This window comes from Kitasatospora purpeofusca (assembly GCF_034043715.1).
Lineage (GTDB): Bacteria > Actinomycetota > Actinomycetes > Streptomycetales > Streptomycetaceae > Kitasatospora > Kitasatospora purpeofusca_A.
In genome coordinates this window covers 21,919-45,418 of the sequence record NZ_JAXCLC010000044.1, presented here as the reverse complement: position 1 = coordinate 45,418, position 23,500 = coordinate 21,919, and the positions used below count along the sequence as shown (strand labels likewise).

Below are 23,500 nucleotides of genomic sequence, written 5' to 3'. Positions count from 1 at the left end.
CCGTTGACGCAGCACAGTGGGCCGACCGGCCCCGAGGAGGACGACGACCAGGGGCCGCCGGACTGGTTCGCGGCTGTCGCCGCGCCACGGACCGGGCCGCGGGCCGAGTCGCAGACCGAGTCGTGGACCTGGCCGGAAGCGGCGTGGGAGCCGGCGTGGGAGCCGGAGCCCGCGCCGGAGCGGGCCCGGGCGGTGAAGCGCCCGGCGGCCCGCCCGGCGGACGCGGGTGAGCTGGGGCTGGTCCAGGCCTCCGACCTGCCCACGGGGCGGCGCCGGCGGCGCTCGGCGCTGGAGGCCGAGGGTGGCGCGGCCGTCGGTGGCGGCCGGGGCGACGGAGCGGGGACGGCCGGTCACGGGGGTGCGGCCGACCCCGATCCGGCGTTCCCGGAGGAGCGCCCGAGGCGTCGGTCCGGCCGTACCCGGGGGGGCGGTGCCTCCGGGGGTCGGGACCACGACGGCACGGGCCGGGGTCCGGGCGGTCGCGGGGCGGGCCGGAGTGCCCGGACCGAGGAGCCGGCCGATCCCGAGAGCCGGGCGCGGGACATCTGCCTGCGTCTGCTCACCGGTGCGGCCAAGAGCCGCAAGCAGCTCGCCGACGCCCTGCGCAAGCGGGAGATCCCGGACGAGGTGGCCGAGGAGGTGCTGACCCGGCTGGAGGAGGTCGGGCTGATCGACGACGCGGCCTTCGCCCGGGCCTGGGTGGAGTCCCGGCACAGCGTCCGCGGTCTGTCCCGGCGTGCGCTGGCGCAGGAGCTGCGGACCAAGGGCATCTCCGGCGAGTCCGCCGAACAGGCCCTGGCCCAACTCGACCACGACGACGAGACCGAGGCGGCCCGGGCCCTGGTCGACCGGCGGCTCCGGGCCACCCGGGGCCTGGAGCGGCAGACCCGCACCCGCCGGCTGGTCGGACTGCTGGCCCGGCGCGGCTACTCCGAGGGCCTGGCCTTCCGGGTGGTCCGCGACGCCCTGGACGCGGAGGGGCTCACGGACGAGGACGAGTACGAGCACGGGGACGAGCACGGCGACGAGGACTGAGCCCGCGAGGACCGGCCCGCGGGGGCAGCTCCCCGTGCGGAGCGCGGCCCTCCCGCTCCGCCCCGACTGTTACCCGAGGGTTGGTCAACTACCTGGCCAGTCTTGACCGTTTCGTAACCCGCGCTTAGCCTCGCACTCAGTGCGGGAGCACCTCGATCGTCCCTCGGCCGCCTCCGGCCGTGGGCCCGGCCATGCCTGTGACCGGGCGGTTCCGGGCGGCCGCGCGGTGGTCCCGGGCGGTGTGCCGCGGCGGGACGGGGAGTGGGCAGCATGAGGATCGCGGTGAGCGCCGGATCGGCCGCTTCCCTTGCGGCGGCCGTCCTGCTGATGGTCCTGGCGACAGTATGGCTACTGGCCCGGCGGTCGGGGGTCGCTCGCCGCCGCGCCGCGGCGGCGGCCGAACGGGCCCGGCGGCAGGCCGAGCAGCAGGCCGACCGGCTGCGGGCCGAACTCGACCGGCGTGAGGAACGGCTGGCCGGGGAGCTCGACCGGCTGCGCACCCGCGAGGACGAACTCGCCGAGCGCTCGGCCGCGTTGGCCTCCGCCGCGGCGGAGGCCGGGGAACTCCTCCGGCGCCGGGCGGCCGAGCTGGAGCGGACCGCCGGGCTCTCCGCCGCCGAGGCCCGCGCCGAACTCGTCCGGGAGGCCGAGTCGGAGGCCCGCCGGGAGGCCGCGGTCACTGTCCGGGAGATCGAGCGCGCCGCCCGCGAGGAGGGCGAGCAGCGGGCCCGGGTCATCCTGGCCGGGGCGATCCAGCGGCTGGCGGCCGAACAGACCGCCGAGACCGCGGTGTCGGTGTTCCGGCTGCCCAACGAGGAGATGAAGGGCCGGGTGATCGGACGCGAGGGCCGCAACATCCGGACCTTCGAGGCCGTCACCGGCGTCAATCTGATCATCGACGACACGCCCTCGGTGGTACAGCTCTCCTGCTTCGACCCGGTCCGCCGGGAGACCGCCCGGCTCACCCTGGAGCAGCTGGTGGAGGACGGTCGGATCCACCCGCTGCGGATCGAGCACGTGTACGAGCGCAGCCGGGCCGAGGTCGGGCTGCGCTGCGTGCGGGCCGGTGAGGACGCGCTGCTCGCCGTCCGGGTCGGCGCCATGGACCCGGAGCTGGTCCGCATCCTCGGCACCCTGCGCTACCGGGCCTCCTACGGGCAGAACGTGCTCGGCCACCTGGTGGAGTCGGCGCACCTGGCCGGGATGATGGCCGCCGAACTCGGGGTGGACCCGGAGCCGGTGCGGCGCGCGGCGCTGCTGCACGACATCGGCAAGGCGCTGACCCACGAGGTCGAGGGCAGCCATGCGGCGATCGGTGCCGACCTGGCCCGGCGGTTCGGAGAATCGGCGGACGTGGTGCACGCGATCGCCGCGCACCACGGGGAGGTGGAGCCCCGGACGGTGGAGGCGGTTCTCACCCAGGCCGCCGACGCCTGCTCGGGCGCGCGGCCGGGCGCGCGCAAGGAGTCGCTGGAGGCGTATGTGCGGCGGCTGGAGCGGTTGGAGGAGATTGCCCGGGCGCACGACGGCGTGGCGACCGTCTACGCGATGCAGGCCGGCCGGGAGGTGCGGGTGATGGTCCGGCCGGAGGTGGTGGACGACCTCGGGGCGCAGGTGATCGCCCGTGAGGTCGCCAAGCAGGTCGCCGAGGAGCTGACCTACCCGGGCCAGATCCGGGTCACCGTGGTCCGCGAGAGCCGGGCGACCGAGGTGGCCCGGTAGCCCCGGCAGCCCCGACGGTCGGCCCGTCCGGCCGCCGCGCGGTCAGCGCCCGGACGGGCGCACCGGCGGGGCGGGAGCGGTGACCGGAGCCGTCACCGGAGTGGTGACAGGCGTGGCGGCCGGAGTGGCGGAGACCGGACCGGTGACGACCGGGCCGGGGGCCGGAGTGCCGGGGGCAGTGACACCAGAGGCAGTGACACCGGGGGCAGTGACGCCGGGCGCGGCCGGTTCGGAGGCAGGCGCCTCCTGCTCGGGCCCGCCGGGGAGCGAGGCCGGGCCGCCCCTGGCCCCGTCGGCCAGTGCCTGGAGGTCCTCCGCCGCCGCGCCCTGGGTGACCCCGACCAGATGGCCGTCGGGCCGGATCAGCAGCACGGTGTGCGGGCCGGCGCCCGGGTAGGCCTCGGTGACCAGGACCTCGGCCGGGACCGGCAGCGCGGCGGCGACCTCGGCCAGCCGGGGCATCAGCCCGGCGCCCAGCCAGCGCTCCGCGGACCAGACGGCGGTGCCGGGCGCGACCAGCAGCAGCAGGAAGCCCGCGCCGAGCCGGGAGTGCAGTCGGTCGGGGGTGCCGTCGGTGGTGAGCACCGGCAGGTCGGGGACGAGCACCCCGGGGGCGGTGGCGGGCAGCAGTTCGCTGAGCGAGGTGGTGCTGCGGGCGCCGCGCTGGACCGGTACCCGCCCGGGCACCCCGGAGGGGGCGGCCGGATAGGCGGGGGCGCCGCCGAACCGCCCGGTGCCGAGGTGCCCGTCGGCGAGCATCGGCGCGTGCTTGCGGAAGGACCCGGTGAGCAGCGAGCGCCGGGTCTGGGCCCAGCCGCGCAGCGGGCGCAGCAGCGGCATGGCCTGGTCGACGGCGCGCAGCCGGGCGCCGACCGCCCCGCGGCGTTCGGTCTCGTAGCCGTCGAGCAGGGAGCCACCGGGCTGGGGGCCGCCCGAGTGGAGGTGCCAGGCGAGGGCGAGCCGCCAGGCCAGGTTGTCGGCGTCGCGCAGGCCGTCGGTGAGGTTCTGCATGCCGAGCGCGCCGTGCAGATGGGCGGCGTCGCCGGCCAGGAAGCAGCGGCCGACCCGGAACCGGGCGGCCAGCCGCTGCTGGGCGGTGTGGTCGGCGGCGGCGAGCAGGTCGAACGTCGGGAGTTCGCCGCACCAGCCGGTGAGGGTGGCGGAGACCCTGGTCAGCAGGGTGTCGCCGGTGACGATGCCGGGCCAGGTGGCGTGCGGGTCGACCGGTTCGGCGGGGGCGGGCCGGCCCGGGGGGAGCCGCCAGTCGAGCCGCCAGACGCCGTCCGGCAGGGGGCGGGCGGTGGCTTCGCGGTCGCCGCGCCACGGCGGCTCGCGGTGCAGCCGGGGTTCGGTGAACGGCAGGTCCACCCGGACGGTGGCGATCGCGCTGCGGTCGACGGCGGGCCGCCCGGGGAAGCGGATCTTCAGGAGTTTGCGGACGGCCGAGCGGGCGCCGTCGCAGCCGACCAGGTGGCTGCCGCGCCACCAGGTCTCGGTGCCGTCCTGCGGGTTGCGGGTGAGCACGTTGACGCCGTCGCGGTCCTGTTCGAGCCGGGTGACCCGGTGCAGCGGGACCAGCTTGACCAGCGGGGTGCCGGTGAGGGCGTCGCGGAGGCCGCGTTGGAGGCGGTGCTGGGGCAGGTGCAGGACGGGGGTGTCGGCGAGGTCGATCCGGAGCACCTCCTGGCGGCGGCGCCAGACGGCGAAGGCGTCCCAGCGGGCGGCGTCGGAGGCGGCCCGGGTGTAGCCGGTCCGGGTCAGGAAGGCGGCGGTGTCGGCGCCGAGGACGAGGCTGCGCGGGCTCTCGGGGCAGAGTCCGGAGCCCTCGTCGAGCACGACGGTCGGCACCTCGTGCCGGGCCAGGGCGAGGGCCAGGGCCAGGCCGACCGGCCCGGCCCCGACCACGATCACCGGGTCCATGCCGGTCCCTCCGGGCCCGGGCGGGCGCCGTGGGTCTCGGAGCACGGACCGGCCGTCAGCCCGCCGTCATATGCCGCGTGGATGCTCCCGGATGGTGTCACGAAGAGCAATGCAACAGTTCACCTGCGTGTCCGTCAAGCAGCAGCCGAAGTGCGCCGGTTCGCGCCGCGTCGGCCGCGTGCCTCGATCCACCGGGCGAGCGCGGTGAGCAGGAGGCACATCGCGATGTAGATGGGGCCGATCACCAGGACCACGGGGATGTAGGGGAAGCCCGCGGCGTTGAGCGGCTGGGTGGCGATCTGCTTGCCGGCGTAGAGCAGCTCGGAGTAGGTGATGATGTAGCCGAGCGAGGTGTCCTTGAGGGTGACGACCAGCTGGCCGATCATCGTGGGCAGCATCGAGCGGACCGCCTGCGGGACCAGGATGCCGGCCATCACCTGGGTCTTGCGCAGGCCGAGCGCGTAGGCCGCCTCGCCCTGGCCGCGCGGGACGGCGTTGACGCCGCTGCGGATGATCTCGGCCTGGACCGAGCCGTTGTAGAGGGTGAGGCCCAGCACCAGGGCCCACATCGGCTCCTTGGCGAAGAAGGCGTAGTAGAGCGCGACGATCAGGATCAGCAGCGGCATCGCCCGGAAGAACTGGACGAAGGAGACGGCCGCCCAGCGCACCGGCCGGTGGTCGGAGAGCTGCCCGGCGGCGAGCAGCGCGCCCAGCGAGAGCGAGCCGACCGCGGCCAGCCCGAAGGCCTCCAGGGTGGACAGCAGGCCGTCGACGATCCGCTGCTGGATGGTGTTGTACTGGAACGCGTCCCAGAGGTCGGCGTCGAACTGGCCGTTGTCGGCGAGCGCCGTGACGGCGTACCAGAGCAGGCCGGCGATCGCGAGCAGCGACAGCACGCCGAACACCCGGTAGCGGGAGCGGGCCTTCGGGCCGGGGGCGTCGTAGAGGACGCTGGCCGTGGAAGGGCGGGTGAAGATCGAGCTCATCGGGCCACCGCCAGTCGGTTCTCCAGGGAGCGGAACAGCAGGGCGACGGTGGCGCTGATCAGCAGGTAGGCGCAGGCCACCCAGAAGAAGATCGCGAAGATCGAGTAGCCGCGCTCCGAGAAGGTCTGCTGCGCGCTGTACAGCTCGCTGACGCTGAACGCGCCGGCGATCGCCGAGTTCCTGGGCAGCGCGATGAACACGCTGCTCATGGGTGCCAGCACCGTCCGGGCCGCCTGCGGCAGGACGATCTGGGTGAGGGTCTGGCCGAAGGTCATGCCGAGGCTGCGGGCGGCCTCGGCCTGGCCGAGCGGGACGGTGTTGACGCCCGAGCGCAGCACCTCGCAGACGAACGACGCGGTGTACCCGCCGAGCGCCAGCACCGCGAAGGTGAGGTGGCTGAAGTGCACGCCGAGCGGCGGCAGGCCGAAGGTCACGGCGAAGAACAGCACGGTCAGCGGGGTGTTGCGGAAGATCGTCACCCAGCCGGTGCCGAAGGCACGCAGGACGGGGACGGGGGAGACCCGGAAGGCCGCCAGCAGGGTGCCCAGCAGCAGGGCGAGCAGCGCGCTGAGCGCGCTCAGCTCGATCGTCTGCAGGAAGCCGTCGCGGAACAGCGCGAAGTTGCCGTCCTCGAACAGGAAGCCCATCCGGCGGCCCTCCTCTCAGGGGTTCGTCTCAGGGGTGTGTCGACTCGGGGAGGATCAGGAGATCGGGCGAGGCGGGTGGATCAGTAGCGGTCGAGCGCCGGCGGCTGCGGGGCGGCGGCGCCGGAGAGGCCGAGGGTGGCGTCGTAGGCCTTCTTCCAGTCGCCGTTGTCCTGGTGGGCCTTGAGCGCGTCGCTGATCGCGTCGCGCAGCGCCTTGTCGTCCTTGCCCAGGCCGACGCCGTAGTTCTCCTTGGTGAAGGGCTGGCCGACGACCTTGAGCTTGGGCGCGTACTTCGAGGCGTAGCCCTTGAGGATGGCGTCGTCCGTGGTGACCGCGTCCACCTCGCCCGACATCAGCTTCTCGACGCAGGCCGAGTAGGTGTCGAACTGGGTGATCTTCGGCGAGTACTTCTCGATGTTCTTGATCGAGGTGGAGCCGGTGGCGGTGCAGACGTTCTTGCCGTTGACCGAGTCCGCGCCGGTGATCGCGGTGTTGTCGGACTTGACCAGCAGGTCCTGGCCGGCGACGTAGTACGGGCCGGCGAAGGAGACGGTCTTCTTGCGCTCGTCGTTGATGCTGTAGGTGCCGACGTAGAAGTCGATCTGGCCCTTGGAGATGGCCGGCTCGCGCTGCGAGGAGACCAGGGTCTGCCACTTGATCTGCTGCGGGGTGAAGCCGAGGTCCGCGGCGACCATCTTGGCGATCTCGATGTCGAAGCCGCTGCGGTCTCCGCTGGCGAGGTCCTCCCAGCCGAGGAACGGCTGGTCGGACTTGGCGCCGATGATCAGCTGGCCGCGCTTCTTGGCCTCGGCCAGCACGGCCGAGTCGACCTTGACGTCGGTCTTCACGGTGTAGGTGGGCAGCGCGGGGGCGGCGGTGCCACCGGACGAGGCGTTGCCGGTGCCGGGCGTGCCGTCCTTGCCGCAGGCGGCGGTGGCGGTGAGCGCGATGGCGCAGAGCGCGACGGCGAAGGTGCGACGAGTCCTCATGAGGGTAGTTCTCCTCGGGCTTGGCCACGGGTCGACCGGGCTCTGGCGATGGGTGCGGTTCGGGTGGGGGCCCGGCGGGCGGGCGGGAGGACGCGCGGTGGCGCCCCGCCGCCGTCGGCCGGGGGTCCGGACCGGGTGGTCAGTGGTGCAGGATCTTCGAGAGGAAGTCCTTGGCGCGCTCGGAGCGCGGCGCGGTGAAGAACGCCTCGGGGGTGTTCTGCTCGACGATCCGGCCGTCCGCCATGAACAGCACGCGGTTGGCGGCGGAGCGGGCGAAGCCCATCTCGTGGGTGACGACGACCATCGTCATGCCGTCGGCGGCCAGCTGGCGCATGACCTCCAGCACCTCGTTGATCATCTCGGGGTCGAGCGCCGAGGTGGGCTCGTCGAAGAGCATCACCTTGGGGTTCATCGCCAGCGCCCGGGCGATCGCGACGCGCTGCTGCTGGCCGCCGGACAACTGGGCGGGGTACTTGGACGCCTGGGCGCCGACACCGACCCGGTCCAGCAGTTCCCGGGCGGTCCGCACGGCCCGGTCCTTGGCGATGCCGCGGACCTTCACCTGGCCGAGGACCACGTTCTCCAGCACGGTCTTGTGGGCGAACAGGTTGAAGCTCTGGAAGACCATGCCGACCTCGGCCCGCAGCCGGGCCAGCTCCCGGCCCTCGGCGGGCAGCGGGCGGCCGTCGATGCTGATCTCCCCGGAGTCGATGGTCTCCAACCGGTTGATCGTCCGGCACAGAGTGGACTTGCCGGAGCCGGAGGGGCCGATCACTACGACCACCTCGCCCTGCTGGATCTCCAGATCGATGTCCTGGAGGACGTGCAGCGCACCGAAGTGCTTGTTCACGTTGCGCAGGACCACCAGGGGAGCGGCGTCGGCGCGGGAGTCCTGGTCGAGGCTCGTGGTCATCGGGCCTGCTCCCTCGGGTCGGCCCGTGGGTGCGAACTCCCTTGGGCAGCAATGGTGGTAGGAATCCGAGGGTCGCAGCCGGCGGAGCCGCGACCCTCGGTGGGCCGACCATAGGAGCCCTGACGGCGCCACGTCAGCCGATCTGAGTGGAATTTGAGGATCACGATCCGGACACATGCCGGGCGGACGCTGTTCACAAAGGCCCGCCAGGGGCACGGTGACAGCGTCCGGAGGCCGTGGCGGGCATGGTCGCGGAGCCCCGGCGGGCCCGGGCGGCCGTCGGCCGAGCCTGGCGTCCGGGCGCCCGCTGGCCCATACTGCGCAGGACCGGGACCTGCCCGGCAGGGGCCGTGACGATCGCACGGCGACCGGTGGACACTCCCCGGGAATCAGTCCGGGAGAGGAGGAGAACGATGCGACTGCTGCTCGTCGAGGACGACGAACGCGTGGCCGCCGCGCTGGTCGCGGTCCTGGGCCGGCACGGCTTCCAGGTCCGGCACGCCCGCAGCGGCCACGAGGCCCTGGACGCCCTGGTGCCGGACGGCAACGAGCCGTACCGGGTGGTCCTGCTCGACCTCGGGCTGCCCGACCGGGACGGCTTCGAGGTCTGCAGCCGGATCCGGGCCGGCAGCGGCGTACCGGTGATCATGGTGACCGCGCGGGCCGACATACGCTCCCGGATCCACGGCCTCAACCTCGGCGCCGACGACTACGTCACCAAGCCCTACGACATGGGCGAGCTGCTCGCCCGCATCCACGCCGTCGCCCGCCGCGGCGCCGCGCCCGCCGCCGTCGCCGCACCCGCCCCGGACACCGTTCCGCGGCAGCGCGGCCCGCTGGAGTCCCGCGGCATCGTGATCGACCGCGAGCGCCGCCGGGTCAGCGTCGAGGGCCGGGACGTGCCGCTCACCCGCAAGGAGTTCGACCTGCTGGCGCTGCTCGCCCAGAGCCCCGGCGTGGTCTACCGCCGCGAGCAGATCTTCAGCGAGGTCTGGCGCAGCGGCTGGGAGGGCAACGGCCGCACCCTGGAGGTGCACATCGGCTCGCTGCGCACCAAGCTCGCCCTGCCCGGCCTGGTCGAGGCCGTCCGGGGCGTGGGCTACCGGCTGATCCCGGAATGCCCGGCGCCCGCCGCCGACAGCCCGCCCCCGGCCCGCGCGGAGCACTGACCGCACGTGCGCACCCGCCTCCTCGGCATCCTGATCGCGCTGATGCTCTGCGTGCTCGCCGCACTCGGAATGCCGCTCGCCGCGGCGTTCGCCGCCGCCGAGCAGAGCCGGGTGGTGGTCGACCGCCTGGACGACGCCGCCCGGTTCGCCCAGGACCTGCCGACCTCCGGCGTCTCCGGCCTCGAATCGGCGCTCAAGGGTGACCCCCAGCCCGCCCCCGGCGACCTCAGCCGCCGCCACGCGCTGGACGCCGAGGTGGTGCGCTACCACGATCTGTACGGGGTGCGGATCGGCATCTTCCAGCGCGACGGCGTACCGATCGCGGTGGCCCCGGCCGACTGGCGGGTGCCCGCCAGCGGCTGGGCCGACCAGGCCTTCCAGGAGGCGCTGGACGGCCGGCGCAGCCACAACCCGCCGCAGGTCTGGCCGTGGACCCCGGACCGGACGCTCATCGTCGCCACCCCGGTGGTCCGCGACGGCGACGTGGTCGCGGTGGTGCTCAGCGACTCCCCGACCGGCGCGCTGCGCACCCGGGTGCTGCGCCAGTGGCTGGTGATCGGGGCCGGCGAGGCCGTCGCGATGATCGTTGCGGTGCTGCTCGCGGCCCGGCTGACCGAGTGGGTGCTGCGCCCGGTCCGCACCCTGGACCGGGCCACCCACGACATCGCCACCGGCCGGATGAACGCCCGGGTGGCGCCCGGCGGCGGACCGCCCGAGCTGCAGCGGCTCGCCCGCTCGTTCAACGAGATGGCCGACCACGTGGTGCTCGCCCTGGACCAGCAGAAGGCCTTCGTCGCCGACGCCTCGCACCAGTTGCGCAACCCGCTGGCGGCGCTGCTGCTGCGGGTCGAGGTGCTGGGCCTGGAACTGCCCGAGGGCCACGACGAGGAGCTCGGCGGGGTCCGCGAGGAGGGCGTCAGGCTGGCCCGGGTGCTGGACGACCTGCTCGGCCTGGCCACCGCCGAGCACGCCCGCCCCGAGCCGGAGCCCACCGACCTGGCCGTGCTCACCCTGGCCCGGGTGGACGCCTGGCGTCCGCTGGCCGCGCAGCGCGGGACGGAGCTGGTCTGGGAGGGACCGGCGCTGGCGCTCGGCCTGGCCGACCCGATCGGTTTCGGCAGCGCGCTGGACGCGGTGGTCGACAACGCGCTGAAGTTCGGCCCGCCCGGCAGCCGGGTGCGGGTGCTGGTCGCGGTGCGCCGCGAGGAGGTCGCGGTGACCGTCTCGGACCAGGGCCCGGGCCTCACCGAGGAGGAGCTGGCCCGCGCCGGGGACCGCTTCTGGCGCAGCACCCGGCACCAGAACGTGGACGGCTCGGGCCTCGGCCTGTCGATCGCCACCACCCTGCTCCAGGCCGCCGGCGGCTCCCTCACCTTCGGCGCCGCCGTCCCGCACGGCCTCGCCGTCACCCTCGCCGTCCCCCGCGCCGCCGACAAGCGCGGCTGAGGGTCAGGGCTTGACCGAGCGGTAGTAGCGGGCGGCGCCCTCGTGGAGGGGGAGCGGCTCGGTGTAGACGGCGGTGCGGAGGTCGACCAGCTGGGCGGCGTGGACCTGGGCGCCGATCTGGTCGCGGCTGTCGATCACGGCGCTGGTGAGGCCCTGGACCAGGTCGTCGTCCACGTCGGCGCGGGTGATCAGCAGGTTGGGCACGGCGACGGTGGCGACCGCGTCCTGGGGTTCGGCGTTGGGGTAGGTGCCCTTGGGCATGGTGGCCGCCCGGTAGGCGTCGGTGCCGCCGCCCTCGACCATGTGGACCGACTCGGCGAGGTCGCCCAGCGGCACGATCCGGATCCGGACGTGCTCGGACAGGTCGGTGAGCGCGTTGGTCGGCAGGCCGCCGGACCAGAAGAAGGCGTCCAGTTCGCCGCGCCGCAGCCCGTCGGCGGCGTCGCCGATGCCCAGCGGGGCCGGTGTGATGTCGCGCTCCGGGTCCAGACCGGCCGCGGCCAGCAGCCGCCCGGTCACCAGATTGACGCCCGAGAGCGGCTGGCCGACGCCGACCCGCAGGCCCTTGAGGTCGGAGGCCCGGTGCACCGGGGAGCCGGCCGGCACGATCAGCTGGAGGTAGTCGTCGTAGAGCCGGGCGATGGCCCGCAGCTTCTCCCGGCCGGGGCCGGTGTACTGGGCCACGGCGTCCGCGGTGGCTATCGCGAAGTCGTCCCGGCCGGAGGTGACCCGGCGGAGGTTGTCGATGGAGCCCTCGGAGTTGTCGAGTTCCAGGCGGACCCCGGGCATCGCCCTGGCCAGATGGGCGTCCAGCAGCTGACCGTACCGGTCGTACACCCCGCGCTGGACGCCGGTGGCCAGGCGGGTCTCGCCGCGCGGGTAGCCGGGGGAGCGGCTCTCCGACAGCCACCAGCCGCCCAGGCCGGCCAGCACCAGGACGAGCGCCGACACGATCCGCCACAGTGGTCGGCGGGCCGCGGTGCGCAGTCGGGAGGAGGTGCTGGAGGCCATGGAGGGATAGTGCCAGGCGCCCGCGGCGAACGGGAGGGGGAAGGACGGCGGAAGCACCGGGGGAGCTGCCCGTACCCTGGTCGGGTGAGCGGTGACAGCGGATCCAAGAGCTACAAGGTCGTCACGTACGGCTGCCAGATGAACGTCCACGACTCGGAGCGGCTCTCCGGGTTGCTGGAGGACGCCGGGTACGTCAAGGCGGACCGGGACGGTGACCCCGACCTGGTGGTCTTCAACACCTGCGCGGTGCGGGAGAACGCGGACAACAAGCTGTACGGCAACCTCGGACAGCTGGCCCCGGTCAAGACCCGTCACAAGGGCATGCAGATCGCCGTCGGCGGCTGCCTGGCGCAGAAGGACCGCGACACCATCGTGGCCAGGGCCCCCTGGGTCGACGTGGTGTTCGGCACCCACAACATCGGCCACCTGCCGGCCCTGCTGGAGCGGGCCGCGGTCGAGCGCAGGGCCCAGGTCGAAATCCTGGAGTCCCTGGAGACCTTCCCCTCCACCCTGCCCACCCGCCGGGAGTCCGCGTACGCCGCCTGGGTCGCGATCTCGGTCGGCTGCAACAACACCTGCACCTTCTGCATCGTGCCCGCGCTGCGCGGCAAGGAGGAGGACCGCCGGCCCGGCGACGTGCTCGCCGAGATCGAGGCGCTGGTCGGCGAGGGCGTCATCGAGGTGACCCTGCTCGGCCAGAACGTCAACGCCTACGGCTCCGACCTGGGCGACCGCGAGGCGTTCTCCAAGCTGCTGCGCGCCGCCGGGCAGATCGAGGGCCTGGAGCGGATCCGCTTCACCTCGCCGCACCCGCGCGACTTCACGGACGACGTGATCGCCGCGATGGCCGAGACCCCGAACGTGATGCACCAGCTGCACATGCCGCTGCAGTCCGGCTCGGACCGGGTCCTCAAGGCGATGCGCCGTTCCTACCGGCAGGACCGCTTCCTGGGCATCATCCGCAAGGTGCGGGAGGCGATGCCGGACGCGGCCATCTCCACCGACATCATCGTGGGCTTCCCCGGCGAGACCGAGGAGGACTTCGAGGAGACCATGAAGGTCGTCCGCGAGGCCCGCTTCACCAACGCCTTCACCTTCCAGTACTCCAAGCGCCCGGGCACCCCGGCCGCCGAGATGGACGGGCAGGTCCCGAAGGCGGTCGTCCAGGCCCGCTACGACCGGCTGATCGCGCTCCAGGAGGAGATCTCCTGGGACGAGAACAAGAAGCAGGTCGGCCGCACCCTGGAGGTCCTGGTCGCCGAGGGCGAGGGCAAGAAGGACGACCGGACCGACCGGCTCTCCGGCCGTGCCCCGGACAACCGGTTGGTGCACTTCACCCGGCCCGCCGAGCCGGTCCGCCCGGGCGACACGGTCACGGTGGAGATCACCTACGCCGCCCCGCACCACCTGCTGGCGGAGGGGCCCACGCTCGCGGTGCGGCGCACCCGGGCCGGGGACGCCTGGGAGAAGCGCAAGGGCGTGGCCGCGGCCAAGCCGGCCGGCGTGATGCTGGGGCTGCCGTCGATCGGCGCCCCGAAGGCGCTGCCGCTCGCCGCCCCGGCCGGGGGCGCCTGCTGCGGGGACTGACCGGCACCGGGCCGGCACTGATCCGCGCGGCGGCCCGGCGCTGGCCCCGCGCGACGGCCGTCGGGCCTTGCCCGGCCTTCGTCCGGCCCGGGGGACCGCACGGTCTCCCGGGCCGTCGGCGTTCTCGGCCGGGCAAGCCCTAGAGTGATCCGCATGCTGGTTGCCGCCGCCGTGTGTCCCTGTCCGCCGCTGCTCGTCCCCGAGGTCGCCGCCGGGGCCGCGGCCGAGTTGGAGCCGCTGCGCGCGGCCTGCGACGAGGCGCTCGGGGCGGTGCTCGCCGCCGGGCCGGACCTGCTCGTGGTCGTCGGCACCGGGCCCGAGGCCGAGGTGTGGACCGAGGGCGGGGCCGGGTCCTTCCACCGGTACGGCGTGCCGCTGGTGGCCGCGCTGCCGGGCGGCCGGGCCGAGGGCCCCGAGCTGTCGCCCGCGCTGACCGTCGGCGCCTGGCTGCTCGGCCGGGCCGGGGCGACCCTGCCGACGCACGCCTGCGCGGTGCCCGCCGACGCGCCCGCCGACCGGATGCTCGGGCTGGGCCAGGGCCTGGCCGGGCTGGCCGACCGGGTCGGGCTGCTGGTGATGGGCGACGGCAGCGCCTGCCGCTCGTTGAAGGCGCCCGGGTACCTGGACGAGCGGGCCGAGGGCTACGACGCGGCGCTCGCCCGGGCGCTGGGTACGGCGGACACGGCCGCGCTGGCGGCGCTGGACCCGGACCTGGCGGCCGAGTTGAAGGCCGGGGGCCGGGCGCCCTGGCAGGTGCTGGCCGGCGCCGCCGAGGGCGCCGGCCTCACCGCGCGGCTGGGCTACCAGGACGCGCCGTACGGGGTCGGGTACCTGGTCGCCTCCTGGAGCTGAGCCCCGGGCCGGGCCCGGTCGGGCGGTCAGCCGGTCGGGCCGGGTGTGCCTCCGGGTGTGCCGGGTGTGCCGCCGGTCGGGCCGGGCGTGCCACCGGTCGGGCCGCCCGTCGTGCCGCCCGGGGCGGTGTCGGTACCCCCGGCACCCCCAGTACCCCCGGCACCTCCGGCACCGTCGGTGCCCTCGGGCTTGTGGGCGAAGTCGTCCACGGCGGTCCTGGCCTTGCTGGTGCCGTGCTCGATCTTCTCGCTGTACTTGCCCTTGGTGGCCTTGTCGATCGCGCCGCCCGCCTTGTCCACCGCGCTCCCGATCTGGTCGCTGTGCTTGCCGGCGAACTCGCTGGCCTTCTCCTTGAGCTCCTCGGCCTTGCCCTTGAGGTTGTCCATCAGACCCATGGCGCCTCACCCTTTCCTCGCTGTCTCTCTCACAACGTCCGTCACACCGGAACCGTTCGCAACGGGACGAAGGGGACGTGAACGGACCTGGACGGGGGCCGACCGGTCGGCGGCCGTTCCCTGGCAGACTTGTCCGGTGAGCAGCTCCACTACTGTCCGGCCCAGCCGCCCCCGTGTCGTCTCGGTCGTCGGCGCGACCGCCGCCGGCAAGTCCGACCTGGCCGTGGCCCTGGCCCGCGCCCTCGACGGCGAAGTGATCAACACCGACTCCATGCAGCTCTACCGGGGCATGGACATCGGCACCGCCAAGCTCTCCGCCGCGGAGCGCGGTGGGGTCCCGCACCATCTGATGGACATCTGGGACGTCACCGAGGCCGCCAGCGTCGCCGAGTACCAGCGGCTGGCCCGGGCCGAGATCGACCGGCTGCTCGCGGCCGGCCGCACCCCCGTCCTGGTGGGCGGCTCCGGCCTGTACGTGCGGGCGGCGATCGACGAGATGGAGTTCCCGGGCACCGACCCGGAGGTCCGGGCCCGGCTGGAGGGGGAGCTGGAGCGGCTCGGCCCGTTCGCGCTGCACGGCCGGCTGGCCGCACTGGACCCGGCGGCGGCCGAGGCGATCCTGACCGGCAACGGCCGGCGGATCGTCCGGGCGCTGGAGGTCATCGAGATCACCGGGCAGCCGTTCACCGCGAACCTGCCGAGCAACACCGCCGTGTACGAGGCGGTGCAGATCGGCGTCGCGGTGCCGCGTCCCGAGCTGGACGAGCGGATCACCCTGCGGGTGGACCGGATGTGGCGGGACGGGCTGCTGGACGAGGTGCGGACGCTGGAGGGGCTCGGGCTGCGCGAGGGGCGGACGGCCTCCCGGGCGCTCGGCTACCAGCAGGTGCTGGACCACTTCGCCGGGACCTGCACCGAGGACGAGGCGCGGGCCGAGACCGTCCGGGCGACCAAGCGGTTCGCCCGCCGGCAGGAGTCCTGGTTCCGCCGGGACGACCGGATCCACTGGCTCTCCAGGCCGGCCGGCACCGACCCGGCCGAGCTGCTCGATCGTTCGCTCGGGCTGATCGATCGTCAGGAAACGGCCGCCCGGTAGGCGGTTTCCGGCCATCCGGCGGTGCAGTTGCGCGGGCAGACGGCCGTGCAGCACAGTCCGGCGGTCACGACCGGATCACGTGATGGCCACGGATCACCCGATGACCCCGGTCAGGCCCGGAACGCCACCCTGGACATGCCATTATCGAGGTCACGAGGGTCGGCCCGGGCGGGCCGGCCGGGCCAGGCCGCGAGTCGCACTCGTGTCGAACTGTCAGGGGAGGCCGCGTGTCCACGGGTACCGGCCCCGATACCGGCCACAGCGCCGGACGGTCCGTGAACGGCGGGGCCGTCGGCGGCAGTGCCACGGCGCGGACCGCCGACCTCGACTCCTCGACGCTGCCGGACCTGCCGGTGCTCGCCGGACTGGACCTGCCCACCTCGTACGCCCTCGCGCTGCCGGCGCTCGACACCAGTGCCCCCGCCGGCGCGGTGCACGAGCGGGAGATCCGACCGCGCCGCCGGCTCCGCTGGTGGCAGACCCTGCCGATAGCCCTGCTGGCCACCGCCGGGTCGCTGATGTTCGCCTTCCCGCTGGCCTTCGGCTCGGCCGGGGCCGGCTCGGCGATGATCGGGATGCTCGGTCTGCTGCTGACCGCCGCCTCGCTCGGCTGGGGGGCGATGGCCGCCCGGCACGCCGGTTACAAGTGGCCCGGACTGCCGCGCCGCGGCACCGGCGAGCGGGCCGGGTGGCGGGCGATCGTGATCTACACGCTGATCGTGCTGGCCGCCTGCGCGCTGGCCCTGTGGCGGGTCGTCCGGCTCTCCGGACGGTAGGCGGCCCGCGGTCCGCGCGGCGGTCCGCCCGTCCCGTACCCGGCTCCGGGCCCGGCTGCTCCCCGGGTGTTCGCCCGCCGGTCCGCGGGGTGGAACCGGAGGGCAGGGGTCCGATGCGCCTCGGTACCATCGGGAGGGTGACCGCATCCTCCGCGCAGCCCCTCGGCCTCCCCTTCCTCAAGGGCCACGGCACCCAGAACGACTTCGTCATCCTCCCCGACCCGGACGGCCGGCTGACCGTCGGTCCCGAGGCCGTCGCCGCGCTGTGCGACCGCCGCGCCGGCATCGGCGGGGACGGGCTGCTGCGCGTGGTGCGCTCCGCCGCCGACCCTGCGGCGGCCGACCAGGCCGACCGTGCCGAGTGGTTCATGGACTACCGCAACGCGGACGGTTCGATCGGCGAGATGTGCGGCAACGGCGTCCGGGTCTTCGCCCGCTACCTGGTCGAGGCCGGACTGGCCGAGCCGGGCGAGCTGCCGGTGGCCACCAGGGCCGGACTGCGGACCGTGCGGATCGCGGCGGACGCCGCGGACGGCACGCCCGGGGAGATCACCGTGGACATGGGCCGCGCCGCGCTGCCCGGACCGGAGGGCGTCGCGGTGGCGGTCGGCGGGCGCAGCTGGCCGGCCCTGAACGTCAACATGGGCAATCCGCACGCGGTCGCGTTCGTCGAGAGCCTGGACCACGCCGGCGAGCTGCGGACGGCGCCGGCGACCAGCCCCGAGGGCGCCTACCCGGAGGGCGTCAACGTCGAGTTCGTGGTGGACCGGGGGCCCCGGCACGTCGCGATGCGGGTGCACGAGCGCGGCTCCGGCGAGACCCTCTCCTGCGGTACCGGCGCCTGCGCCGTCGCGGTGGCCGCCGCCCGGCGGGACGGCCTGGACCCGGCGGTCACCGGCACGGCCGTGACCTACGCGGTCGACGTGCTGGGCGGCCGGCTGACGATCACCGAGCACCCGGACGGCCGGGTGGAGAAGACCGGCCCGGCGGTCATCGTCGCCCGCGGCGAACTGGACCCGTCCTGGACGGCGCTGCTCGGCGGCGCCTGACCGCCCCTCACGAGCGGTGCGGGCGGCCCGCGGAGTCCCCTTCGGGCCGCTTTGCCGTCGACGGTCGCGTTTGCCCAATTCGTATGGGATCGAATCCCCCCGTTCGAGTGACAGGGATGACGGATGGGAAGCGGGGCATCGCGGAACGTGCTCTGCTCGGTAGCATGGACCACCGGGTCGGCCCACGCCCCCGGTACCGCTGCCGGAGGTGCCGATGACCATCGAAGCCGGGCAGCCCCTGGCGGGGCAGCCGACGTCCGCACGGCAAGCCGGGCCCAGACGGCCGCTCGGCGGACTGGGCCGGGCCGCGCTCGGACGCGCAGGGCGCGCCGCGCTGCTGGCCACCGGCCGCCCGCCGGTGCCGGACGCCCTCGAACCGCTGGTCCAGGCCCACCGGCGGCACCATCCGCAGGCCGACCTCGGCCTCCTCGGCCGTGCCTACCGGCTGGCCGAGGAGAGCCACCGGGGCCAGAAGCGCAAGAGCGGCGAGCCGTACATCACCCATCCGCTGGCCGTCACCATGATCCTGGCCCAACTCGGCGCCGGCACCACCACCTTGGTCGCCTCGCTGCTCCACGACACCGTGGAGGACACCGAGTTGACGCTGGAGCAGGTCGCCGAGGGGTTCGGCCCCGAAGTCGCCTACCTGGTCGACGGGGTGACCAAACTGGAGAAGGTCGACTTCGGGGCGGCGGCGGAGGCGGAGACCTTCCGCAAGATGCTGGTCGCCACCGGGGACGACGTCCGGGTGATGGTGATCAAGCTCGCCGACCGGCTGCACAACATGCGGACCATCCGGCACATGAAGCCGGCCAGCCAGGTGCGGATCGCCAAGGTCACCCGGGACGTACTGATCCCGCTGGCCGAGCGGCTCGGCATCCAGGTGCTGAAGGCGGAGCTGGAGGACATCGTCTTCGCCACCCTGCACCCGGAGGAGCACGCCCGCAGCCGCGCCCTGCTGGCCCGGCACGAGGACGGCCCCGACACCCTGCTGGCGCCGTTCGCCGGCGCGCTGGGCCGTCAGCTCGCCGAGGCCGGGGTCGCCGCCGAGGTGACCGTCCGGCCCCGGCACTGCGTCTCGCTGCACCGGGTGCTGCTCAAGCGGGACGCCGCTCCGGGCCGGGACGGCCGGCCGCAGGAGCCGCAGCCGGCCGACTTCGGGCGGCTGCTGGTGGTGGTCGAGGAGAACGCCGACTGCTACGCCGTGCTCGGTGAGCTGCACACCTGCTGGACGCCGCTGCCGGGCGAGTTCAAGGACTTCGTGGCCGCGCCCAAGTTCAACCTCTACCAGTCGCTGCACACCGCGGTGGCGCTGGCCGGCGGCGAGGTGGTCGAGGTGCTGGTGCGCACCCGCCGGATGCACGAGATCGCCGAGACCGGGGTGGTGGCGCTCGGCGACCCCCGGCAGCCCGCGCGCGGCGGCGAGCAGGCCCCGGACGAGCTGGACCGCACCGACCCGGCCCGGCCGGGCTGGCTCTCCCGGCTGCTGGAGTGGCAGCAGGAGACCCCGGACCCGGACGCCTTCTGGTCCGCCCTCACCGCCGACCTCGCCGGTGACCGCGAGATCACCGCGGTCACCGAGCTCGGTGAGACGCTTCAGCTCCGGGCCGGGGCGACCTGCGTGGACGCCGCCTACCTGCTGGGCGAGGAGACCGGGCACCGATGTATCGGGGCCCGGGTGAACGGGCGGCTGGTGGCGCTCTCCACCGTGCTCCAGGACGGCGACCGGGTGGCCATCCTCACCGACGGCTCGGACCGGCCGGACGGCCCCGACGGTCCCGAAGGCTCGGACGGTCCCGACGGCTCCGAAGGCTCCGACGGCCCCGAAAGTTCCGGGCGCTCCGCCGCTCCCGCCGGGCGGCGCCGGTCGGAGCCCTCCGGCCCCGCCCCCGAATGGCTCGCGCACGCCCGCACCCCGGCGGCCAGGATCGCCATCGAACGCTGGCTGGCCGACCACCCGCCCCGCGGCCCGGTGGTCCGCACCGGCCCCGCGCCGAGCCAGCCCGCGCCGCCCGCCCACCCCGTCGCCGCCGGCCGGCCCGCCGTCCCGGTCACCGCGGCCGAGCGCCCGGGCGCACCCGTCCGGCTGGCCCGCTGCTGCACCCCGGTGCCGCCGGACGAGATCGTCGGCTACCCGATCCGCGGCGGCGCGGTCGCCGTGCACCGGGCCGGCTGTCCGGCGGGGGAGCGGATGCGGGCCGACGGGCGCGGCGCGCTGGACGTCGAGTGGCGTCCCGGCGGCGCCCCGCCGGCCGGCTACCGGGCGACCCTGCGGGCCGAGGCGCTGAACCGGCCCCGGCTGCTCGCCGACCTCACCGCCGCGATCTCGGGGGAGGGCGTCGGCATCGTCTCGGCCGAGGTCGAGCCGCCGCAGGAGCTGCGGGTCCGGCACACCTACACCGTCGAGCTGCCGGACCCGGCCGCGCTGGCCGGGGTGCTGCGGGCCATGCTGCGGGTCTCCGGGGTGTACGACGTGGAGCGGCCGCACGCCCCGCCCGGCGGCGGCCCCGGCCGGGCCCCGGCCGCCCCGCCCGGCGCGGCGCGCCGCCCGGAGCACGACCCGGCGGCGCCGGAGGGAAATACGGATGACCCGCCCGCGCCCGGCGTGCGACCATCGTGGGGAATTCACGGCCGGACCGCGGCGTTCTCGGGACAGAGGAGTTCCAGTCCGAACCGCGGCCCCGAGGGGTAGCTCGCACCTCGCCCGAGTGGTAGTCGGGGCGGCAGCTGGGCAGACTCCCGGCACGACCGTCCGTACGGTCGCGCACAGGCCACCCGTTCCAGCAGCCGAAGGACAGAATGACCTCCACGTTCGACACCCGCGACCAGACCGACGCCACGCGCCGCATCGACGGTCTGCGGGCGGAAGCCCTCATGGACGAGGACCTCGCGGCCATCGACGAGGACCACGACCACCACTACGACGGCGACCAGTACGACCGCAGCGAGCGCGCCGCGCTCCGCCGGGTCGCCGGCCTCTCCACCGAGCTCGAGGACGTCACCGAGGTCGAGTACCGCCAGCTCCGCCTGGAGCGCGTGGTGCTCGTCGGGGTCTGGACCGACGGCACCCTGGAGGAGGCGGAGAACTCGATGGCCGAGCTCGCCGCACTGGCCGAGACGGCCGGCTCCGAGGTGCTGGACGGTCTGATCCAGCGCCGCGACAAGCCCGACGCGGCCACCTACATCGGCTCCGGCAAGGCCAAGGACCTGCGCGACATTGTCGCCGCCAGCGGCGCCGACACCGTGGTCTGCGACGGTGAGCTCACCCCGGGCCAGCTGATCCACCTGGAGGACGTGGTCAAGGTCAAGGTCGTCGACCGGACGGCCCTGATCCTGGACATCTTCGCCCAGCACGCCAAGTCCCGCGAGGGCAAGGCGCAGGTCTCGCTCGCGCAGATGCAGTACATGCTGCCGCGACTGCGCGGCTGGGGCCAGTCGCTCTCCCGGCAGATGGGTGGTGGCGGCGCCGGCTCGTCCGGCGGTGGCATGGCCACCCGCGGTCCCGGTGAGACCAAGATCGAGACCGACCGGCGCCGGATCCGGGAGAAGATGGCGAAGCTCCGCAAGGAGATCGCCGACATGAAGAAGGGCCGCGACACCAAGCGCCAGGAGCGCAAGCGCCACCAGGTGCCGTCCGTGGCCATCGCCGGCTACACCAACGCCGGCAAGTCCTCGCTGCTCAACCGGCTCACCGGTGCGGGCGTGCTGGTGGAGAACTCGCTGTTCGCCACCCTCGACCCGACCGTGCGCCGGGCGCAGACGCCGAGCGGCCGGGTCTACACCCTGGCCGACACCGTCGGCTTCGTCCGGCACCTGCCGCACCACCTGGTCGAGGCGTTCCGCTCCACCATGGAGGAGGTCGCCGACGCCGACCTCATCCTGCACGTGGTGGACGGTTCGCACCCCGAGCCGGAGACGCAGCTGGCCGCCGTCCGCGAGGTGGTCGTCTCGGTCGACGCGCAGAACGTGCCGGAGATCGTGGTGATCAACAAGGCCGACGCGGCCGACCCGCTGGTGCTGCAGCGGCTGCTGCGCCGCGAGCCGCACGCCATCGTGGTGTCGGCCCGCACCGGCCTCGGCATCGAGGAGCTGCTCCAGCTCATCGACGACGAGCTGCCGCGGCCGGCGGTCGAGGTGCACGCGCTGGTCCCGTACACCCAGGGCGCGCTGGTGTCCCGGGTGCACGCCGAGGGCGAGCTGCTCGGCGCCGAGCACACCGGTGAGGGCACCCTGCTGCACGCCAAGGTGCCGGCCGAGCTGGCCGCCGAGCTGGAGCCCTTCACGGTGGCGCTGACGCCGCAGGGCTGATCCGGACCGCGCGAACGCGAACGGCCCCGGCCCCTCCTCACGGGAGGGGCCGGGGCCGTCGGCGTGTCCGGCTGCGTCTTCCCGGCGATGGTGCCGGTGTCCGTGTCCGTGTCCGTGTCGGCGCCGGTAACGGTGCCGGTGGTCGTGCCGGGCTACTTCTTCTTGGCGATCCAGTCCAGCGCCTGCTTGGCGACCGTCTCCAGGTACGGCCCGCTCAGCGAGGTGTGGTCCTGGGTGCCGATCGAGGTGTTGGACACCAGGGCGAGCTTGCCGTCCGGCATCGGCGCGAACCAGCCGCCGCCGCTGGAGCCCTGGGTCATGTTGCAGCCGATGGTGAGCATCGACGGGCGCTTCGGGTCGAAGGAGAGCCGGGTCGGCTTCCCGCCCTCGCACTTGTACAGCTCCTGGCCGTCGAACGGCTTGTACAGCGGGTAGCCGACGGCGGTGGCGGTGACCTTGTCGCGCGGGGCGTCGAACCAGACCGGGACGGCCCCGCCGACCGTCTCCTCCAGCGACTTGGCGCTGTCGTTCTGGTTGCTCACCCGCATGATCGCGAAGTCGTACTGGTTCGCCGCGTCACCGGTCCCGCCGCCCTCGACCAGCCACTGCGGCGAGGTCACCACGTCCTTGGCCCACCAGGTGCCGAGCGGGGCCAGTTCGGCCAGTGGGGCCTTCTTGCCGCCGCTGGAGGCGCCCGAGTTGTTGTAGGCGGGGACGAACACCAGGTCCTTGAAGTAGTTGCCGCCCTTGCCCGGGTGGACGCAGTGCCCGGCCGTCCAGACCAGGTTGCTCTTCCCCGGGTGCGCCGGGTCCTGGACCACGGTGGCCGAGCAGTTGCCCCGGCCGCCCTCGGCGGAGAAGAAGACCTTCCCGGACGGCTGCTTGGTGTACGGACGCGGCACCGGCACGGCCTTGACCACCGCGGGCTCCGGGTCGGTGACCCCGCCGTCGTCGGCGGGCTTGGCGGTGGGCGGCGCCGGGTCGGCCGGCTTGGAGTCGCCCATCTTGTCCGGGTTCCAGAAGTCCTTGACGATCGGGTTGTTGAAGACGTGCTTGGACGCCCAGTTGTCCCAGTCCTCGAACTTCCACCGGGTCAGGTCGTCCCAGCTCTTCGGCAGGCCCTCCAGCAGGCTGGTCGGGATGCCGGTGGGCAGGGTGATGCCGCCGATCGCGCCGGTGCCGCCCCCCGCGGCGGATGCGGAGGCGGAGGTGCCCGGCGAGGGCGGCGGGGCGGCGGTCCCCCCGCCGCCCGAAGGCCCGTCGGGGCCGCAGGCGGTGACGGCGAACAGGGTCCCCGCGGCGAGGGCCGCGGCTGCGGCTGACCGGTGGATCGCTGGCATGTGTGCTGTCCCCCTGGGTGGTTCGGTGTGGGCGGCGGGCCGCCGTCCTGGAGTCTGCCACTGGCCACCAGGACGGCACCGGGCGGCCCCCGGTTGCGGTCCCGGGCGGCGGTCACCGATCTGTGACGCGGGGCCCGCCCACTCGTTGGCACTGGGGCGCGGCTGCCTCCCTCATGGTGAACCTTCACCGATCTTCACCCGGACGAGTGAAGCGTCCTTGTGATCACCCGTCAGGGATAGGTAACCCTTACCTGACGCG

General features: G+C 74.3%; 19 protein-coding genes. 11 read left to right on the top strand and 8 right to left on the bottom strand.

All coding sequences use genetic code 11. From position 1 onward, the window contains the following. The first annotated feature begins 3 nt into the window (after positions 1-3). Together SM793_RS22455 and rny are read left to right on the top strand one after the other, a co-directional pair. Positions 4-1,035, top strand: coding sequence for a regulatory protein RecX (locus SM793_RS22455; protein ID WP_413816015.1), 1,032 nt, complete (start codon positions 4-6; stop codon positions 1,033-1,035). A 270-nt stretch (positions 1,036-1,305) separates the two neighbouring features. Then, entirely contained in the window at positions 1,306-2,757 is a 1,452-nt protein-coding gene (gene rny, locus SM793_RS22450; protein ID WP_320440053.1) for a ribonuclease Y, read from the top strand. Positions 2,758-2,799: 42 nt separating this feature from the next. Here rny and SM793_RS22445 read toward each other — a convergent pair whose 3' ends face one another. The 5 genes from SM793_RS22445 to SM793_RS22425 all read right to left on the bottom strand — a co-directional run bounded on the left by SM793_RS22445 (position 2,800) and on the right by SM793_RS22425 (position 8,212). Then, the gene (locus SM793_RS22445; RefSeq protein ID WP_320440052.1) at positions 2,800-4,677 is read right to left on the bottom strand and encodes an FAD-dependent monooxygenase; all 1,878 of its coding nucleotides are present in this window, start codon (positions 4,675-4,677) and stop codon (positions 2,800-2,802) included. A 134-nt stretch (positions 4,678-4,811) separates the two neighbouring features. Beyond that, on the bottom strand, positions 4,812-5,663 hold the full coding sequence (locus SM793_RS22440) for an amino acid ABC transporter permease (protein ID WP_320440051.1): 852 nt from the start codon (positions 5,661-5,663) through the stop codon (positions 4,812-4,814). Continuing rightward, complete coding sequence (locus SM793_RS22435) at positions 5,660-6,310, bottom strand: amino acid ABC transporter permease (protein WP_320440050.1); 651 nt, start codon at positions 6,308-6,310, stop codon at positions 5,660-5,662. The genes SM793_RS22440 and SM793_RS22435 overlap by 4 nt, the downstream gene beginning before the upstream one ends. Before the next feature lie 80 nt (positions 6,311-6,390). Beyond that, positions 6,391-7,299 carry a glutamate ABC transporter substrate-binding protein gene (locus tag SM793_RS22430; protein WP_320440049.1) on the bottom strand — a complete coding sequence of 303 codons (909 nt, stop codon included), beginning with the start codon at positions 7,297-7,299 and terminating at the stop codon, positions 6,391-6,393. 139 nt (positions 7,300-7,438) lie between these two features. After that, complete coding sequence (locus SM793_RS22425; protein ID WP_320440048.1) at positions 7,439-8,212, bottom strand: amino acid ABC transporter ATP-binding protein; 774 nt, start codon at positions 8,210-8,212, stop codon at positions 7,439-7,441. A gap of 413 nt (positions 8,213-8,625) precedes the next feature. Here SM793_RS22425 and SM793_RS22420 point away from each other — a divergent pair, with 413 nt between their 5' ends. After that, positions 8,626-9,381: a response regulator transcription factor gene (locus SM793_RS22420; protein ID WP_320440047.1), complete on the top strand. Its 756-nt coding sequence runs from the start codon at positions 8,626-8,628 to the stop codon at positions 9,379-9,381. Between the two features lie 6 nt (positions 9,382-9,387). After that, positions 9,388-10,827 (top strand): HAMP domain-containing sensor histidine kinase, encoded by a 1,440-nt coding sequence (locus SM793_RS22415; RefSeq protein WP_320440046.1) that lies wholly within the window; start codon positions 9,388-9,390, stop codon positions 10,825-10,827. A 3-nt stretch (positions 10,828-10,830) separates the two neighbouring features. Here the strand turns inward: SM793_RS22415 and SM793_RS22410 are convergent, their stop codons facing one another. Next, positions 10,831-11,838: a TAXI family TRAP transporter solute-binding subunit gene (locus SM793_RS22410; protein WP_320440045.1), complete on the bottom strand. Its 1,008-nt coding sequence runs from the start codon at positions 11,836-11,838 to the stop codon at positions 10,831-10,833. Positions 11,839-11,922: 84 nt separating this feature from the next. On the opposite strand from SM793_RS22410, the gene miaB reads away from it, so the two are divergent. Further along, positions 11,923-13,425 carry a tRNA (N6-isopentenyl adenosine(37)-C2)-methylthiotransferase MiaB gene (gene miaB, locus SM793_RS22405; protein ID WP_320440044.1) on the top strand — a complete coding sequence of 501 codons (1,503 nt, stop codon included), beginning with the start codon at positions 11,923-11,925 and terminating at the stop codon, positions 13,423-13,425. A gap of 153 nt (positions 13,426-13,578) precedes the next feature. Then, the gene (locus SM793_RS22400) at positions 13,579-14,277 is read left to right on the top strand and encodes a class III extradiol dioxygenase subunit B-like domain-containing protein (protein WP_320440043.1); all 699 of its coding nucleotides are present in this window, start codon (positions 13,579-13,581) and stop codon (positions 14,275-14,277) included. Positions 14,278-14,303: 26 nt separating this feature from the next. Here the strand turns inward: SM793_RS22400 and SM793_RS22395 are convergent, their stop codons facing one another. Then, a complete protein-coding gene (locus SM793_RS22395) occupies positions 14,304-14,672 on the bottom strand; it encodes an antitoxin (protein WP_320440042.1) in 369 nt (122 codons plus the stop codon). A gap of 136 nt (positions 14,673-14,808) precedes the next feature. On the opposite strand from SM793_RS22395, the gene miaA reads away from it, so the two are divergent. From miaA to hflX, 5 genes are all read left to right on the top strand, one after another. Continuing rightward, a complete protein-coding gene (gene miaA / locus SM793_RS22390; protein ID WP_320440041.1) occupies positions 14,809-15,768 on the top strand; it encodes a tRNA (adenosine(37)-N6)-dimethylallyltransferase MiaA in 960 nt (319 codons plus the stop codon). 227 nt (positions 15,769-15,995) lie between these two features. After that, positions 15,996-16,544 carry a hypothetical protein gene (locus SM793_RS22385; protein ID WP_320440040.1) on the top strand — a complete coding sequence of 183 codons (549 nt, stop codon included), beginning with the start codon at positions 15,996-15,998 and terminating at the stop codon, positions 16,542-16,544. A 137-nt stretch (positions 16,545-16,681) separates the two neighbouring features. Beyond that, a complete protein-coding gene (gene dapF, locus SM793_RS22380; protein WP_320440039.1) occupies positions 16,682-17,593 on the top strand; it encodes a diaminopimelate epimerase in 912 nt (303 codons plus the stop codon). Positions 17,594-17,807: 214 nt separating this feature from the next. After that, on the top strand, positions 17,808-20,285 hold the full coding sequence (locus SM793_RS22375; RefSeq protein ID WP_320440038.1) for a RelA/SpoT family protein: 2,478 nt from the start codon (positions 17,808-17,810) through the stop codon (positions 20,283-20,285). A 107-nt stretch (positions 20,286-20,392) separates the two neighbouring features. Beyond that, positions 20,393-21,901: a GTPase HflX gene (hflX, locus tag SM793_RS22370; RefSeq protein WP_320440037.1), complete on the top strand. Its 1,509-nt coding sequence runs from the start codon at positions 20,393-20,395 to the stop codon at positions 21,899-21,901. 152 nt (positions 21,902-22,053) lie between these two features. On the opposite strand, the gene SM793_RS22365 is transcribed toward hflX, so the two are convergent. Beyond that, positions 22,054-23,241 (bottom strand): trypsin-like peptidase domain-containing protein, encoded by a 1,188-nt coding sequence (locus SM793_RS22365; RefSeq protein WP_320440036.1) that lies wholly within the window; start codon positions 23,239-23,241, stop codon positions 22,054-22,056. Positions 23,242-23,500: the final 259 nt, after the last annotated feature.